The sequence below is a fragment of the Pseudomonas sp. GM21 genome (assembly GCF_000282215.1).
Taxonomy (GTDB): Bacteria; Pseudomonadota; Gammaproteobacteria; order Pseudomonadales; family Pseudomonadaceae; genus Aquipseudomonas.
The window spans coordinates 25,138-42,362 of sequence record NZ_AKJS01000140.1 but is presented as its reverse complement, the minus strand read 5'-3'; the positions used below and the strand labels follow the sequence as shown (position 1 = coordinate 42,362).

General features: G+C 57.5%; 14 protein-coding genes. 7 read left to right on the top strand and 7 right to left on the bottom strand.

What is annotated here, in order from left to right; translation table 11 throughout:
- The first annotated feature begins 330 nt into the window (after positions 1–330).
- Positions 331–903: a chorismate mutase gene (locus PMI22_RS06680; protein WP_007947877.1), complete on the top strand. Its 573-nt coding sequence runs from the start codon at positions 331–333 to the stop codon at positions 901–903.
- Between the two features lie 68 nt (positions 904–971).
- On the opposite strand, the gene PMI22_RS06685 is transcribed toward PMI22_RS06680, so the two are convergent.
- The 6 genes from PMI22_RS06685 to PMI22_RS06705 form a co-directional block, all read right to left on the bottom strand.
- Positions 972–2,108 (bottom strand): nickel/cobalt efflux transporter, encoded by a 1,137-nt coding sequence (locus PMI22_RS06685; protein WP_007947875.1) that lies wholly within the window; start codon positions 2,106–2,108, stop codon positions 972–974.
- 51 nt (positions 2,109–2,159) lie between these two features.
- On the bottom strand, positions 2,160–3,230 hold the full coding sequence (gene cax, locus PMI22_RS06690; protein ID WP_007947874.1) for a calcium/proton exchanger: 1,071 nt from the start codon (positions 3,228–3,230) through the stop codon (positions 2,160–2,162).
- Positions 3,231–3,446: 216 nt separating this feature from the next.
- Positions 3,447–4,637 (bottom strand): MFS transporter, encoded by a 1,191-nt coding sequence (locus PMI22_RS06695; protein WP_007947873.1) that lies wholly within the window; start codon positions 4,635–4,637, stop codon positions 3,447–3,449.
- Positions 4,638–4,759: 122 nt separating this feature from the next.
- On the bottom strand, positions 4,760–5,686 hold the full coding sequence (locus PMI22_RS06700; protein ID WP_007947871.1) for a Gfo/Idh/MocA family protein: 927 nt from the start codon (positions 5,684–5,686) through the stop codon (positions 4,760–4,762).
- Between the two features lie 397 nt (positions 5,687–6,083).
- On the bottom strand, positions 6,084–6,620 hold the full coding sequence (locus PMI22_RS32130) for a hypothetical protein (RefSeq protein WP_033049568.1): 537 nt from the start codon (positions 6,618–6,620) through the stop codon (positions 6,084–6,086).
- A gap of 116 nt (positions 6,621–6,736) precedes the next feature.
- Positions 6,737–7,198: an anti-virulence regulator CigR family protein gene (locus PMI22_RS06705; RefSeq protein WP_007947868.1), complete on the bottom strand. Its 462-nt coding sequence runs from the start codon at positions 7,196–7,198 to the stop codon at positions 6,737–6,739.
- A gap of 152 nt (positions 7,199–7,350) precedes the next feature.
- Between PMI22_RS06705 and PMI22_RS06710 the strand changes: the two genes are divergently transcribed.
- Positions 7,351–7,803 carry a hypothetical protein gene (locus tag PMI22_RS06710; RefSeq protein ID WP_007947867.1) on the top strand — a complete coding sequence of 151 codons (453 nt, stop codon included), beginning with the start codon at positions 7,351–7,353 and terminating at the stop codon, positions 7,801–7,803.
- A gap of 23 nt (positions 7,804–7,826) precedes the next feature.
- Here PMI22_RS06710 and PMI22_RS06715 read toward each other — a convergent pair whose 3' ends face one another.
- A complete protein-coding gene (locus PMI22_RS06715; protein ID WP_007947866.1) occupies positions 7,827–8,219 on the bottom strand; it encodes a GFA family protein in 393 nt (130 codons plus the stop codon).
- 297 nt (positions 8,220–8,516) lie between these two features.
- On the opposite strand from PMI22_RS06715, the gene PMI22_RS30010 reads away from it, so the two are divergent.
- The 5 genes from PMI22_RS30010 to PMI22_RS06730 all read left to right on the top strand — a co-directional run bounded on the left by PMI22_RS30010 (position 8,517) and on the right by PMI22_RS06730 (position 17,080).
- The gene (locus tag PMI22_RS30010) at positions 8,517–12,272 is read left to right on the top strand and encodes a PAS domain-containing hybrid sensor histidine kinase/response regulator (RefSeq protein ID WP_007947865.1); all 3,756 of its coding nucleotides are present in this window, start codon (positions 8,517–8,519) and stop codon (positions 12,270–12,272) included.
- A 250-nt stretch (positions 12,273–12,522) separates the two neighbouring features.
- Positions 12,523–13,647, top strand: a complete 1,125-nt coding sequence (locus tag PMI22_RS06720; protein ID WP_033049567.1) for a response regulator — start codon at positions 12,523–12,525, stop codon at positions 13,645–13,647.
- Between the two features lie 62 nt (positions 13,648–13,709).
- Positions 13,710–15,119: a GGDEF domain-containing protein gene (locus PMI22_RS30005; RefSeq protein WP_007947863.1), complete on the top strand. Its 1,410-nt coding sequence runs from the start codon at positions 13,710–13,712 to the stop codon at positions 15,117–15,119.
- A gap of 41 nt (positions 15,120–15,160) precedes the next feature.
- Positions 15,161–16,069: an ATP-binding response regulator gene (locus tag PMI22_RS06725; RefSeq protein WP_007947862.1), complete on the top strand. Its 909-nt coding sequence runs from the start codon at positions 15,161–15,163 to the stop codon at positions 16,067–16,069.
- Positions 16,070–16,195: 126 nt separating this feature from the next.
- Positions 16,196–17,080: a transcriptional regulator gene (locus PMI22_RS06730; RefSeq protein WP_033049566.1), complete on the top strand. Its 885-nt coding sequence runs from the start codon at positions 16,196–16,198 to the stop codon at positions 17,078–17,080.
- Positions 17,081–17,225 lie beyond the last annotated feature (145 nt).

Genomic DNA, 17,225 nt, shown 5'->3' with positions numbered 1-17,225 from the left:
TCGAAAACCGCGTAGCCGCTGACGGTTCCGACCGTCTGATCGAAAACCGCGTGGCCGCTGACGGTTCCGACCGACTGATCGAAAACCGCGTAGCCGCTGATGGTTCTGACCGGCTGATCGAAAACCGCGTTGCCGAAGGTGGTGCTGACCGTTTGATCAAGTATCGTGCCGCATGAATGATTAGTCTTCACGCTGCACTCAATGAAAAGCCCGGCCAAACAAGCCGGGCTTTTTCCTGAACAAAATAAACCAGTCCCCACTTAATGCCTCTGCCGCACCTGTGGTACATAAGACCTGATTGTGAATTTTGCGCTCAATGAGGTTGTGCCTATGCCCCACTTCCAACGCTTGCCGCAACTGCTGAGCTGCGCCCTGTTCGGGGTATTCGCTTGCAGCGTCCAGGCCAGTACACCCGCCCCCGTACCCGATAGCTTGTTGCCGCTGCTGGTGACGATCAACGAGCGCTTGAATACTGCTGATCTCGTGGCGTTGACCAAATGGGACAGCGGCAAGCCAGTCCAGGACACGGCCCGGGAAACACAGCTTATCGACAACGCCAGGAAGACTGCCGTGAGCCAGAAGCTGAATCCGGACGAGGTCGCCGATCTGATCGCCGCACAAATCGAAGCCAACAAGCTGGTGCAATACGGCTTGCTCGCGCAATGGCGCGCGGCGGACAAGGCACCAGACACACCACGCCCGGACCTCATCCATCAAATCAGGCCACTGCTGGATGAGCTGCAACACCGCCTGTTGCAGCAATACGCCGCCTTCGAGCCCTATCGCAATGACCCCCACTGCCCAGACTGGCTGGGGACCGAGCGAGCCAGCCTGATCAAGGATCAACTGCACGGTCAGGCCCTGATCCGCGCCACCGGGGAGCTGTGTGTCATCGCGCCATGACGGGCGAACCCCGAGCTGATGCATCAATAGTCGCGGTCCTGATAAAAAGTCAGAAGTTGAAACCTTATTCAGGACGAGACAGCATTCAACCCGATCCAGCCATGAAGGCCGACATACAAGCCCACACCGATAATCAACGCGCCGGACAGATAAGGTGCCCGACGCGCAACCGCCCCCATCCACGGCCAGCGGTGAGTGGCTTGCCGGGCGCCAATGGCTGCCGCCGCGCCGACCGACACCAGCGTAATCGCCAGGCCAATGCTGAAGCACAGGACGAGCAAGCCACCCAAGGCGACTTCCTTGACCTGGAGGCAGAGCAGCAAAACGGTGATGGCCGCCGGGCAAGGAATCAGCCCTCCCGTCAAGCCGAACACGATGATCTGGCCGGTGGTCACTTCACGATGGGTGAAGCGCTTGCGGATGTCATTGGCATGGGCACGTTCATGTGCATCCTGATACCCGTCAACTGACAATTCCACACCTTCCAGCCCCTCGTGCGAGTGTCCGTGATCATGCTCCTGGTATTCCAGGTCGTAGTCATGCGAGTGCCCGGCGTGTCCAAGGCTCAAGCGAACGCTGAATTCATGGGGTTCGGGAATGTCGGCCGTCGATTGCAGAAAACCTTCATGTTCAACAAATGAGAACGCTTGGGTGCTGCCGTCCGGACGCGTCGTCAGCACCCGGACATCCGCAGCGCCCCAGGCATGCCCGCTCACTCCTTTCAGGCGCCAGTGCGGTGGCATGCCGGCTTCGAAAATCGAAAGCTCGATGCGGCCATGGCCGGTATCAATGCGCTGGGTTTCATCGTGGTGACCGTGGTCTTGGCGGTGACTTTCCCCCTGCTCAAACTTGAACATCTGCTCGCCACGCCAGGTGCGCCACAGCATCCAGAGTGCAATCAAGATAATCAGTGCCGCAGATGCCAGCTGGAAATACGGCTCGGTGGTTTGAGCATCCAGTCCCTTGCCCAGGTACATGCCACCGATAGCGACCAACCAGACTACTGCCGTATGCGACAGCGTTGCGGCCAGGCCCAACAACACGGCTTGTTTGACAGAGCCCCGAATGGCCACGATGAACGCCGCCATCATGGTTTTTGAATGCCCCGGCTCAAGCCCGTGCAAGGCTCCGAGCAGTATTGCGCTGGGGAAATAGAACCACGCGTGGGCGCTACCCTGCCGAAGCAGTTCTGAAAAATCCGGCATGACAGAGCCTATGTGGAGTAACGGCGGAGGGTTTCGAAAGAATCTATAAGTTCAGGCCGCCACATCAGGTGTAAAGAAATAGGCCAGGCCGAGGATCAAGTACACGGCGAGCAGTTGCACCCCTTTGAGCCAGTCGGATCGTCCGTCGCCGGCCACCTGACCGGTAATCAGAACGGCCAGCAGCACACTGAGGACCAAACCGCCGGAGAACGCCAGGTCCATTGGCGCCGAACCGATGGCGTAGCTGGCCAGCACGAGAACGGGGGCTACAAAAAGGGCGACCTGAACACTGGAACCAATCGCAATCGAGAGCGAAAGGTCCATGCGGTTTTTCATGGCCGCCGAAATCGCGGAAGAATGCTCCGCGGCGTTTCCGAGTATCGCGACAATGAACACACCGACAAAGAGGTTGCTCAGGCCAAGTTGATGCGCACTGGGCTCGATGGCCGCCACCAGGATCTCGCTGACCCAGGCGATCAACAATGTCGCCACGGCCAGAACCAGCAACGCCTTACTCTTTGACCAGAGCGGGGACTGCTGCCCATCGCTCGCCACCTTGGGATCCCCGGCAAACAGGTTCTTGTGGGTCACCAGCGAGTACAACAGAAACAACCCATAAACAAACAGCAAGACCACGGCGATATATAGGCTCAACCTTTGCAGCCCTTCCGGCGCACGAGGCGCCACCACGGCGTTGTAGGCAGCCGCCAATACAAGTGCGATGGTCGCCATGGTCAGCAACGTGGCCTGGGAGCGAGCTGCGAGGGCATTGAATTGCTGTTCCTTGTGACGCAACCCGCCGGCAAGCATGGCGGCCCCCAGCACCAGCAGGATATTGCCGACAATGGAGCCGATCAGGGAGGCTTTCACCACATCGTGCAGGCCGGCCCGCAATGCGCTAATGGCGATGATCAGTTCAGTGGCATTGCCGAACGTGGCATTGAGCAACCCACCAACCCCTTCCCCTGAGCGCTCAGCCAGTTGCTCGGTCGCCCGCCCCAGCCATCCGGCCAGCGGCACGATGGCCAGAGAAGCCGCCAGAAAAATCAGCAAGTCCTGCTCGGGCGCAATGAACTTCAAGAGGATGGGAATGGGGACGAAGACCAACATCCAATAGAGCATGGCTGTACTCGCATAAGACCAGGTTGATGAAGCGGCAATCGATATCCCGGTAAGGATGGCTTACTTGCGCAATCCCGTCGAAAATTCCACCGACATAACAATGAGAGTCAGTTGCTATTAATCAGGCCCTATCCTCAAGGAACACGAAAGGCAGCCCATTGCGATCCAGTCATGAAGCTTGGCGCCGCGTGACGGCAGTCTTAGGGTCACCTGTAGTTACTGCGGCTTGAACAAAAGCAGGAGCAGAGCTGTTGTGGCAAGCAATGCCCCAGTGAGGAACGTACTGTCCGATCCAAGGCTGTGCCATAACCCGCCCGCAAGAACGCTGGCGATCAGCATGCATGCACCACTGACCAGATTGAAAATGCCGTAGGCGGTGCCCTTGAGTACTGTGGGCGCGTTATCCGCTACCAGCGAGGCAAGAATGCCTTGGCTAAATCCCATATGAAGCCCCCACAACGCAACGCCCAGCATCATCGTGATGACTGAACTGGACTGGGCAAGTACCAGATCCGCCAGGACGAGTAACCCCATACCCACGCAAAGCAGCTTCGTCCGATTGATACGATCAGATAGCCAGCCGGCAGGGTAAGCGGACAACATATAAAAAAGTGCCATTACCACCATCACCAGCGCAATCCAGGTGATCGACAGACCTGTCTGCTGCGCCCGTAATACCAGAAACGCCTCGCTGAAACGGGCAAGTGTAAACACCCCTCCAATAATGACGACCCACCAATAGCCAGTGGAAAAATCGTGAAGGACTCTCCAATGAATGGGAGATCGGAAGTTGCGCTCGCTGGAGGCAGGTGTGGGTTCTTTTACTCCAACTAAAATGAGAGCCACCGCTATTGTTGCCGGGATCACTGCAAACCACAGGACAAGCTGGATATCGGCGAGCCATAGCATGAGGAAGATGGCCAGAGCGGGGCCAAGAACAGCCCCTGCGGTATCCATCGACTGTCGCAGCCCAAAACAGGCACCACGTATTTCTGGTGGCGACACATCGGCAACCAGGGCATCTCGCGGTGCACCACGAATGCCTTTGCCGATTCGATCCAGAAGGCGTGCGGTGAAGACCACTTCAACCGATTGAGCCAGAGGAAAAAGCGGTTTGCTCAGAGCGGCCAAACCATATCCCAGAAGCAGCAATCCTTTGCGCCGACCAATAAAGTCGCTGATAGCGCCAGAGAATATCTTGACGAGCATCGCGGTCGACTCGGCAATCCCCTCGATCACCCCGACGGTCAATGCACTTGCACCCAATGTAGTGACCATAAACACAGGCAGTAAACTGTGTACCAATTCAGACGATAGATCCATGAACAGGCTGACAAAGCCCAACGCCCAAATCGTGCGTGGAATACGAAGACGCTCAGCGTCGGTGCGCGGACTTTCAGTACTCATTTTTGGGTATGTCGGAGCGCGGCTAGCGCGAGCGATCCGAGTTTCCAGTTCCTGGTTTTGTAACTTTAGAGTGTGGATTCAACCGATCGATGCAACAGACCGGCTAAATCTTTGCGCAGCCGCTAATCGTAGAACGGCTCAACCAACGCCCGACTGCCGACAAAAAAACTGTCAGCCACCAGTCGCAACGGCTGGAGGTCCAGGTCACTGGCTTTGTCGTCAATCAGCTGTTGAAAATGTCGATACACCGCCGCGTACTCACCCTCCTCCGATACGGCTTGGCGCACGCCGTCAATGCTCAACAGCGCGCCACCGTTATCCAGTCGCAGGATGCCTTCTGTGCAGCGAATCTCGATGCTCCAGAGTTCCTCATGACCGTGGTCGAAATCGAACTCCGCGCGGACATCGAGGTGGCGCGCATCGGACATTTTGATGGAGGCGGCAATAGGCGACTGGCAGTTGCCGGGGACGCGCAGCTCGGCAGACTCGACAAACAGCGGCAACGCCAGCAGATGGGTGGCAATGGACAAGGCATTGATGCCGGGATCGAAGACACCCAGACCTCCGGGCTGCCAGATCCAGGCCTGGCCCGGGTGCCATTTGCGCACGTCTTCTTTCCAGTCGATCTGTACGCTTTGCAAGGTGCGGGTGCCCAGCCATTCGCGGGCGGCTTCGATGCCGGGTGCGTAGCGTGAATGCCAGGCGAACAAGCCACTGACACCCTGCGCCTCTGCCTGAGTCACTAACGCCATCGCTTCACCCAACGTGGCGCACGGCGGTTTTTCTACCAACACATGTTTGCCAGCGGCCAGCGCTTGTTGCACCAGAGCGAATCGCCCTTGCGGCGGTGTGCAGAACGCAATCGCATCGACATGCGGGCCGTTTTCGAGCATCTCGCCGAGGGACTGAAAATTCTCTACCCCGGCGCAGGGCTGCCCTTGAGTTGCGACGGACACCAACTGGAACGCGGGGTTGGCGTTGATCGCTGGAACGTGTTGATCCTGGGCAATCTTGCCGTAGCCCACCAGGCCGAGACGGATTGGTCGCATCAATGACTCCTTGTTTTTTGTCTTGGTACGCGAATCGGCAAGATTACGTTTGTATTGCGGGGAAGTCATCGATGACGTGCTTACGGCGCAGGGCATCAACCGTCGTTGGTCAGCAATGGGAGATGCTCGGTCAATTCAACACACTGTTTCAATGAACGCCAGGCGAGTACACCTTGAGTGGCGCCTTGGTCGAGGGAACTGGATACAGGGGCGATGGGTTATGGGTGGGGCGGGAGGCGCGAGGACGAGCAACCTCACTTTTTTATAGTCATGCAAGTGCGCTCGCAGAGGGTAGGCGAGGATTCCCGCCTACTCAGACTTTCCACAGAAGAAGTCGAACTGATCTGAAGCATGCGGCAGACTTCGCAATTGAATCTGTCGTATTCCCTATCCGCTGTTATGGATGATCAGTGCGACTTTTCGATACCGACACCCCGGCTTTGCTCAAACCTTTCGCGTTGTGATCGCCTGGAGTCGAGTCAGCAATAGCGCTGGCTTTGCTTAAGCCGTGAGTATCTCTGGAGTGGGCAATGCCTGAAGTCGTCTGGCCATGACCGCGGTCACTATTACGGTCATTGCCGTAGTGATTTCCGCTTTCACCATGATCGCGAACGGACCTGCCGGCGTGATCACTGGCGAGCCCATTGCCGTGGCCGCTACTGTGAGAGCCGCCGGAGTGATCGGAACCGCTGTGACCCGCGTGACCGCCTCCAGTACCGCCGCCATGGCTACCGCCAACGCCACCGCCGTGACCACCACCTCCGTTTCCGTTACCGCCGCCACCGCCGTTCCCGCCACCGTTACCACCACCACCGCCACCATCCTTCGCAAAGGCGGAGTTCATGACAGACAGGTCAGCAGGCAGTAATGGGGCCGCTGCAAGCATCAGGGCGCAAGACATTACAGCAACGAGACTCTTGTTTTTTAAAATCATGATTGCGTCCATTAGTTAATATCACATGGCTTAAGACGCACTTGGACCCAGACAGTTCAAGTCCTGCAACAGATGAAATATGTATTTGCGAACAAACCGTATTCGCGACTCAAGGATCAATGAAAAGCACCGTTGAGCACTTCGTAAATAAGTCCGGTCGCCAGCGCGACCAGGATCAAATCGGTGCCAGCTTGTTGCCATTCATATCCATCATAGTGAGGCAGTCTGCCGACTAAGCGGCCGTCCAGTTTTTTGGCAATCCCTGGGGGAAGTGGCTTGCCGCGCGCGAGGTTCTTTTGAATGCCAGGCGGCAATGCCGACGCGGGACTCCAGTAATCCTGATGCCCGCCAATAATTCCCAGAACGCTTGCGTGATTGATGCTTGGGCCGTGATCCCAATCGTTGCCACTGGACTGCTTGCCTTTGCCTCCCTGGTTGCCATGAACTTCGCTGTTATGCGGGTTGCCCTTGCCGTTTCCCTGGCCTTTTCCATTGCCAGGGTCGGCTAATGCCGTGGTTGAGCCGCAGGACAGCGCAAGGTATGTAACGGCTGCAATCAATGAGCGAGATCTGAACATAGGTCTTTCCTTCATTGTGGAGGAATGTTTTTTGTAATTTAGCTCTACACGGCAACAGGTACACGGAATTTCACGCAGACAACATCAGAGCCGCCATTAATGAGCTATACCGGCTAATCACCCGTGCAGTTCTTCGACGCAGGAGTTTGGCTATGAACCTCAAAATTTCACTGGCAGCACTACTGGTCACCATAACCCTCTTTGGCTGCGCCACATCATCGACCCCTAGTGTCACCGTTACTTTGATTGCCACACAGCGCAACGCCGGTCAGATCGGCAATGTAACGTTGTCGAGCTATGACAATAAAACCGGATTGAGTTACTTCATCAGCGGTGCTCCAGGCGGTGTCACCCTGCCCTTGCGCCTTTACACCTTCATTTATAAAGGCAGTTGCCAACAACCCGGACCGGTCGCCTACGCGATGAACGAACAGGTCAACACCGAACGCCAGCCCATACGCGGCTGGACGTTATCCAGAACCGCACCGGTTGAAATGTCGGTTCTGCTCTCCGGTGAGTACGCCATCGTCGTACGCACGGCACCCTCGGATGGCAACTTTGATATCTTTTGTGGGGATATCAAGCAAGGTGTCGCGGCGAAGTAGCCACACCCCTTCGCAATCGATAACTACTCATCAACACGCCCCGTGGCGTCACGATCGTGCTCATATCGTCTTGTAAGTGGAAACGCCGGCAACCAGGACTCGCGGCGCACAATCCAGCTTTCATAGGTTGGCTTGAGTTGGTCTGGCGCATCAAGGGAGCCCAGGTTCACTTCGACTTCGTCGGCGGTGCGGGCGAACACCGAGGAACCGCAGCGAGGGCAGAAAAACCGCCCCGCGTAATCGCGGGTTTCGCCTTCGATCGTGACCGCATCCTGCGGGAATATCGCCGACGCGTGAAAAAGCGCCCCATGATGCTTGCGGCAGTCCAGACAATGACAAAGGCCGACCCGATAGGGGCGTCCCGATGCCACGAACCTGACCTTGCCGCACAGGCAGCCGCCGGTGAATCGTTCCATGCCGCACCTCCTCTGAATCAAGCGCTCGCGCTCGCAAAATGAGTATCAAAGAGGTTAGTCAACGCGCGTCAAACTCACCAAAGGCCACCCTTGTATGCCTGCATTCACACACCTTCCCGGCCGTTCGAATAGCTGTTCGATCTCCCTACCCTAGAGGCCTTTCACAGCTTTTCAGCGTTTTTCATCAGATTGATTCGATTGAATCAGCTGTTTTCACAGCACTGATAAAGGCATGGCGGTTAACTTCACCCATTAAGCTTCCGGCGTGTGATCGGGACTGTTGTCGCAGGAGAGCCCATGAGCCTGGAACGTCTGAGCAAACTCATTTCGGCCGGATTTGGCATAGCGTTCATTGCTTGCCTGATTTCCGTGGGTCTGGATGAGTACATCGGCAAGCAGGCCGAGCAAGCCACTGATCGACGCCACCAGACATTCACCGATATTGCCTTGATGGCTACCCTCAACCGTGAACTGACACAACTGGCTCGCCTGTATGTCAGCACCGGCGACGAGATGTATCTCACCCAATACAACGAAAAGTGGCAAAACAACCGCACTTTTCACGAAATCGCCACCGATTTTCGAACGATCGGACTGACTGACGCGGAAGACAAACTGCTGACCACTGTCGAGGAAATGGATCACAGGCAGACCGGCATGGAGCGTCAGGCAATGAAGGAGAGCTTCCACCGAGGAGGACCGACATCGCTTGCAGGTTCCACTTACATCAATTCCGAGTGGAGTTTTGCAGACGCACTCAATCAGCTGAAACTCTTGACTACCCAACGTTTTAATAGCGACTTCGAGGCGGCTCGGAACAACGCGAAGCTGTCCGCCCACATCAGTGCCCTGCTGCAATTGATTACGTTGGCCGCGGGCCTGTTGGTATTTTTGGTCATTCTGCGTCGTCAGTTGGTGAAACCTCTGCTGTGTCTGTCCGAACGCATACGCCGCATGAATGCTGGCGAAGCCGTCGGAAAGTCGTGGCATCGCCAGGGGCTGACCGAAGTCGTGGCCCTGGCCGAAGCGCTCGATGCCTATGTCGATGTCAATGAAGAGCTGCACCGAAAGCACTGGGTCAAGGGGCGTCTCAGCGAGCTGGTGCAGGCGCTGCAGTTATGTGCCAGTCGAGAGGCTTTTACCCAGACGTTGCAGCAGAAGCTGGGCAAGTTCCTGGATTGCAGGACGGTTTTGCGATTCGATGCCGACCCCGTCGTCGGGCATACCGGCCAAGTGCATTACAGCTTGCCACTGCTGCAAGATGGGCAGCAGCTCGCCAGCCTTGAGCTCGTTTTCGCCCATCGCCCGGATCTCGCCCAGCTCAAACTGCTCGACAGCCTGCCCAATAAACTCGGCACACTGCTGAATTTGCTGCAGCAGCGCCTGCACAATCAGCAGTTATTGCACCAGGCCTGCCTACAGGCGGAGCAATTGAAGTGCCAGGCGTTGATCCTGCAACAGCGTCAGCAGTCCCTGGAAGCCACCGAAAGCTGGTATCGCGGCATCGTCGAGTTTGCGCCTAAAGCGCTGTTAGTGTTCGACGAGCACGGCGTGATCATGACGAACCAGATGAGCGAAGCGACCTTTGGTTATGCACCCGGCAGCCTGCTCGGCCAGTGTTACCGGGCGCTGGTACCCGACAGTCAGCTCGAAATCATCGATCATCTGCTCGCGCAGGTCCGTACAAACAAGCCGCTCAATACGGTCGAGGTGGTCGCCCGTCGCGCGGATGGCAGCGAGTTTCCTGCCGAGTTGCGTCTGTGCCTGCTGCCGATGCGAGAGGATCGAGGGCAATGCCTGTGCGTCGCGATTAGCGATCTGAGCCAGCGCAAAGAAGAAGAACGCAACCTGCGCGAAGCGCACGAACAGCAGCAGGCCATTGTTACCTCGGCGCCCTATGGTCTTGCGCTGGTGCGAGGCAATCAGATCATGCAGGCCAATTCGCGGCTGGACGAGTTGCTCGGTTATGCGGCGGGCGAACAATTGCAGCGCTCTCCACTGATCTGGTTGGCGCAGGTCATGTCGACAGAGTCAATGAAGACGTTCGAAGCCGACGTTCGCGAGCGGCTGGACCGCGGCGAAATCGTTCACCAGCAGATGCAGCTTTGCCGCAGGGATGCCAGCACCTTCTGGGCAAGCGTGAGTGCACGCGCAGTGGCGCCCGGCAACCTGTCGTCGCAAGGTTCGATCTGGATCATCGAGGACATTTCCGCCCAGCGCGCGGCGGCGCAAGAGATGGAGCAGGCGCGGCAATTGGCCGAGGACAGTGCTCGCATCAAGTCCGAATTTCTGGCCAACATGAGCCACGAGATTCGTACGCCGATGAACGCCATCATCGGCATGACTTACCTGACCTTGCGCACGGAGTTGAGCGACCGTCAGCGCGACTACTTGAACAAGGTACAAAGCTCAAGCCGGCACTTGCTGGGCGTCATTAACGACATTCTGGATTTTTCCAAGATCGAGGCCGGCAAGCTTCAGCTGGAAGTCCGCGACTTCAGCCTGGCCCAATTGCTGGAAGAAGTGCTCGACCAGATACACCCGCGTGTTGCCGATAAAGGCTTGGATATGCGGATCAACGTCGCTGCGGATGTTCCAGAACGCTTGCGTGGCGATCCACTTCGACTGCGGCAAATACTGCTCAACTACCTGAGTAATGCTGTGAAATTCACCGAACGTGGGCAGATCCGCGTTGAGGTGAGCCTGCGTCATGCCGGCGCGGATGACGTATTGCTTAACTTCAGTGTGACCGATAGCGGCATAGGGCTCTCGTCCGAGCAATTGAATAACATGTTCCAGAGCTTCCAGCAGGCGGATACCTCCACCACACGACGCTTTGGTGGCACGGGCCTGGGGCTGGCAATCGCCAAACAGCTGTCCGAGCTGATGGGGGGGCAAGTCGGTGTGCAGAGCGTGCTGGGTGAAGGCAGCAACTTCTGGTTTGAGGTCCGCCTGCTGTTGGCCCAGAGCAATGTCATTGATGACCTGTGCGACGGGGTCACTCCGTGCGACTGGAGGGTGGCCGAAGGGACCCGTGTTTTACTGGTAGAAGACAATGAGTTGAACCAGCAGGTCGCCGCCGAACTACTGCAGGCGGTGGGTTGTTCCGTCGATATCGCAGCGGATGGCCGGCAGGCACTGAATCGATTGTCCGCTGAGCGCTATGACCTGGTGTTCATGGACATGCAGATGCCGGTGCTCGATGGTCTGGAGGCCACCCGTCTGCTGCGTGGGCAGCCTGGATTGAGCACCCTGCCCGTGGTTGCGATGACCGCCAATGCCAGCAAGCGTGATCATGACGCTTGTCTGGCAGCCGGCATGAATGATTTTATCAGCAAGCCCTTCGAACCGCAGACGCTCTACGTCGTTTTGCGCCGTTGGCTGAATGAGACGACGTCCCAACCAAAATGCACCGTCGCGCCCGATTCAATGGCGCAAATGGATTGTGCTGATACGGGTTTGAAACTCGACGGTGTGGACATGGTAGCGGGACTGCGCCGGGTCCTGGGCAGGCACAGCCTGTATGCGAATATTTTGCAGCACTACCTGGCTAGCCAGAGCCCCGTGCTGAAACAGTTAAACGCGGCGATGGCGGCGGGTGAGCTGGATAAAGCCGAATTGTTGGCCCACAGCTGCAAAGGCGTGTCAGCGACCATCGGTGCCGACGCCGTCGCCCAGGCGGCAACTGCATTGGAGCAGGCTCTGCGCGCCAAGCGACCCGAGGATGAGTTGCGAATCGCTCTGGAGGCGCTTTCTGGCCCCCTGGAAGCGCTGCTGGCGCAGTTGCGGGAGAAGCTGCCCAGTGAAGTCGAGACCGCGCCGCCGATAGTGGTCGACGTCGTCGAGTTGCAACGGATCTGCCAGCATCTCGACGCGCTTCTGGGTGACTTTGATGCGCAGGCAGTGCCGTTCTTTTCCTCGCATGCCGGCTTACTCCGTGGCGCGTTTGCAAACAGTTTCCAGCCACTGGAAGGCGCGGTGAAATGTTTCGATTTCGAGCGGGCGCAAGTCTGTTTGAGCGAGGCCCTGCAGGCCTGTGGAACCGCGCAATGAACAAATGAAATTGCAGGGCATCACGCGCTTCATGCCTTTGAAAACTTGTTGTTCAGAAGTTTTCAGCGTTTTTCAGCGCCCGGCGCAGGCGGTTCAGCCCATTTCAGAGCAGAGGTGTGGTGGGTATGCGTTACTGCATTCACTTGGCAGAAACGACAGTCCACACCTTCCCCGTCGTGCTCCCGCGGCAAAAGCATTCGCCCCTGCCGCAATACCGCTCCATCTGTGCCCCCGTCACGAGGTAGTCCAGTTGAACAACTCATCCCCTAGGCCCAGCGTGTTGGTGGTCGACGATTTGCCGGCCAATCTGCAACTGATCAGTGAGTTGCTGAGTGAGCGCTATCACGTGCGAATTGCAACCAGCGGTGCCCATGCGTTGCAGATCGTCAACCGGGCGAGACCCGATTTGATCCTGCTGGATGTGATGATGCCCGACATGGATGGCTACGAAGTCTGCCGTCGTCTCAAGGCTAACCCTGATACGTGCGGTATACCGGTCATGTTTCTGAGCGCCCGCAATCAAGACGAAGATGAGTGCCTGGGGTTCGAGCTAGGAGCGACCGACTACCTGTTCAAACCGATCAACCCGAGAATTCTGCTGGCGCGAGTGCAGACGCAACTGCGCCTGAAGGCGACAACGGACCAGTTGCGTTCGCAAAATACCTTTCTCGACCAGGAAGTCCTCGCGCGAACCTGTGAACTGCAAGCCACCCATGACGTGACTATCCTGGCCCTTGCATCGCTGGCCGAGACCCGCGACAACGAGACTGGCAACCACCTGCGGCGCACGCAGCACTACGTCCGGTTGCTGGCCGAGAAACTACGCGATCACCCGCGATTCAGCGCACACCTGGATGAGCAAAGCATTGAGCTGATGTTCAAGTCGGCGCCGCTGCACGATATCGGCAAGGTGGGTATTGCAGACCACATCCTGCTCAAGCCGGGGCGCTTCGAGCCCGCAGAGTTCGAAATCATGAAGACCCACGCCCAGTTGGGTTATCAGGCTCTGGTACACGCCGAGGAACTGTTGGGAGCCCAAGTGCCCTTCCTGCGCATCGCCAAGGAAATTGCGCTGTGCCATCACGAAAAATGGGATGGCAGCGGTTACCCCAATGGCCTGGTCGGTGACGCCATTCCAGTCAGCGCCCGCCTGATGGCGGTCGCCGATGTCTACGATGCGGTCATCAGTCGACGGGTCTACAAGCCGCAAATGCCTCACCAAAAGGCAGCGTCGATCATCAGCGACGGTGCCGGCCGCCATTTTGATCCGGATGTAGCAGCGGCCTTCACGGGTCTGGAAAAGGAGTTCGCACAAATCGCCGAGCGCTATGCCGATACCCCTGCCGAAGAGCCCCTTGAGGCCATGACCGGTTAACAGCTGCCGAGTAAGGGCAGATTTGAAACAAACGTCTCCGGCGGTCACTTTGGAGTAAAAACATGAGTTGGGTCGTTGAGCACGCGCGAGCTATCAAGCGTAGTTGCTGGATGATAGCGGCCGTTTTGTCGATGCTGACGGTCGTTGGCGTTGTCAATCACTATCAGAGTCAACACGTCATACTGTTGGAGAGTCAGCAAGCACTGCTGTCCCAACGAAGCGCCTGGGGTTATTCCAACCTGTTGGGCAATCTGCAAACCCATAAATTGCAACAATCATTGCTGATGGCAAATCCGCCTCCGCAAGGCTGCCTGCCGGATGAGTACATCGCCGGCCAGCAACGGGCCACGCAGACGTTATCGGCGGAAGTCGAGGGGCTATCAAAGTACACACTACGCGTGCCGGTACACCAACTGGCTCCTTTGCCCAAACCGCAGGGGCCACGCATGAGCCTCATTGACGGCGGTATCCGCATGACCAGCCGGCAATTTCTGGGCTATACCTGCGACAGGCGTTATGCGGTGATCCAGGAAACGCAAACCCGGTTACAACCCCAGCCGCTGCTACCGCCCCTGGTATTGGGGCCAGCGGTTACCGATAGGCTTGTCGTTCATGTCGCCGTGTCACACGGCCAAGAGCCTGCTTTGTATTTCGACATACGTTTCATCGCCGGCAAGGCAGAGTTTGTGCCTGCCACAGGCGCAGACTGGTCGATTTCGCAACCTATTCAAGTGCAAGGCGAAGACCGCTTTTTTCACCACTATGCGAACCTGCATCAAGGGCTGCAAATGCGCGTCTACAGTGATCCACTGGCACCGGATTTTTTGCCGCAGTTCCTGAGAATGAACAGCCTCGGGCTGTTGTTGGCGGCCGGAATACTGGCCTGCTTACTGCTGATCAACTGGCTGTTGACCCATCTGATCAATACCAGCGTGGTGCATCATCAGGCGGCCACCCACGACTTCCTCACCGGCCTGTACAACCGCCGGGCGGCCATGACGCTGACTGAAGTGGAATTGGCGCGCGCCACGCGCAAGCTCGGTTCGTTGTGCATATTGATGCTGGATATCGACCACTTCAAGCGGGTCAATGATACCTATGGCCATGACGGCGGAGATCAGGTGTTGAAGTTCCTTGCACAACTGCTGACCGAGACAGTCCGACAAGAGGATCTGGTCGCCCGCCTTGGTGGTGAGGAGTTCCTCATCGTGCTGCCGTACACCGATCTGGCAGGTGCACAACAGATGGCCAATCGTCTGGTGCAAACACTGGGCAGCTCAACGCTGGTCTATGCCGGCAACCGTATTGGCGTGACCTGCAGCATGGGTGTCAGCGCCTGGCATGGGCCCGGCGACAGCGTTCAGACGTTGCTGATCCGTGGGGACCTGCTGCTTTATCAAGCCAAGCAGCAAGGCCGCAACCGCTATGTAAGTGAAACCCTGCCCTATTCCACCTCAACTGCGCACGCCTGAACCCTACCCTCAACCTGGACTCGTTATCACAGGATGTTTCGATGATCACCACCAAGGCCGTGGCGACGACCCCTATCGTCAAGCACGATCAACGTCCGACGCTACTGGTGGTCGACGACACACCGGACAACCTGAACCTGATCGCAGGGCTGTTCATGCACGACTATCAGGTCCGGGTTGCCCAGGATGGTCATAAAGCGTTGGCCATCTGCACCTCGGACACGCCGCCGGATCTGCTGTTACTTGATGTCATGATGCCGAACATGGACGGGTTCGAACTGGTCAGGCACCTGCGCGGCCATCCCCGCGCCAGTCGGATTCCCATCATCTTTATCACCGCGATGACCGACCCCGCATCCCGTCGGCAGGGGCTGGAATTGGGTGCGGTCAATTTTGTGACCAAGCCCATAGATCCGGAGTTGTTGCAGTTAAGGGTCAATAACCAGCTACGTCATGTGGAGCGGCACAAACAGCTGCAGACCGACTATAACGGCCTGTTGGCACTGGCGCATTTGCGCGACGACATCGAGCAGTTTGCCCGCGATGACCTGAAAGCACCGCTTGTCTCGATTCTGGGGCTGGTGCGTGCCCTGCTCGAAGACGGCAATCTGCTGCGAGGTCAGCAAGGTGTATTGCGCCTGCTTGAACAAAACAGCAGTCAATTACTGAACCTGCTCACGGTCTCGGGCGAACTCTGCGAGACAGACGTCGAACATTTTCAATTGCAACCGATGCAGGCGCAGATCGTACCGATGCTTCGGCGCCTGGTCGAAATCGCGCGGCTAAGCTTCAAAGGCAAGGACGTGCCCCTGGCGCTGCAAGATGACGCAGCCGATACCCGGCTCACTGACCGGGAGGATGGCTTGCGGCATTTTTCGCAGCTCGACGAGCTGTTGCAACATTGCGGCGACGCTGCGGCCATCGGATCGCGCGTCAGCATTGCCGTGTAATGGGGTGACATTTGTTTTCAGCACCTGTTGCGCGAAGAGGTTGGCCAAAGCAACGAATGCCCGCTTAACTCTAGGGGTCGACGACACGTCTTCGACTTACCTTTTTGCCTCATACAGATGGTCGACATGGGTCAACTGCTAATTGATGAACATCTGGTATTCGACGAGAACAACTTCCTGTTGTTTCGCGTTGAAGCAACCAATGAGGAGCCTTTGCGCATCGGTGCAATCGCCAGCCGATGCCTGGCGATGCTGCTCCGGTCGGGTGGATCGGTGGTGCGCAAGCGCGAACTGATGGCCGGCGCGTGGGGCCAATACGGCCTGGAAGTGACCGACAACAGCCTGGCTCAGGTTGTCCGGCAATTGCGCCTGGCGCTGGAAAAACTGCAGCCGGATCGCGAATTCATCCAGACCTTGCCACGCATAGGCTACAAGCTCGCCGATGGCGTGAGGGTCGAGGAATTGCCAGCCACTGCGAATGCGGTGTCTGCCACGTACGCGGTTGAGACGGATAGCGAGGCGCTCGCCCCTGTTATGTCTTCTGTATCGACCCTGGCCGCTGCCGAGGACGTACCCGTCGTGCTGCCATCAATCGGGGCAATGCCGGCGTCAGCCGAGCCCGATTCAGGCGCGCTGCCCGTGCACCCGATAACGTTACCGAGGCGTTGGGGGTTGTGGCTCGCATTGCCCCTTTGGGGTGTATTGGCCTTTCTGGTGGGAAGAAGCTGGCTGGCACCGACGCTTGAGGTGGTACCGCCAGCGTTCGAAGCGCCGGTCATGATGGACGATGTGCATGTGCATCTATCCGCTCAAGAGCCACAACCTGCGGAGGCGCCGCACCTGAAATTGATGGTTCAGCACAGCCGCAAACTGGCGGAGCACCTGGGCATTTCGGAGCAAAACATCCACCTGTACCTGTTACCGTCGCGTCGTGGGGCAGACCAGATTCTTTGCGATGGCGAACTGGAAACAGCGAGCAGTCGCTGCATTGGCGTACAACAACATGACTAGACGTGCCGCAAATGCAGGTTGGTGCCTGGCCTTCGTACTCGTTGGCCTGTTGTGTGTAGCACTGGGGCGCGTGTCGGGCGAGCAAAAGGCGAACCTGGACCTTTGGTGCACTGGAGAGAGCGCGCATCAAGTGCCCTCTCCAACG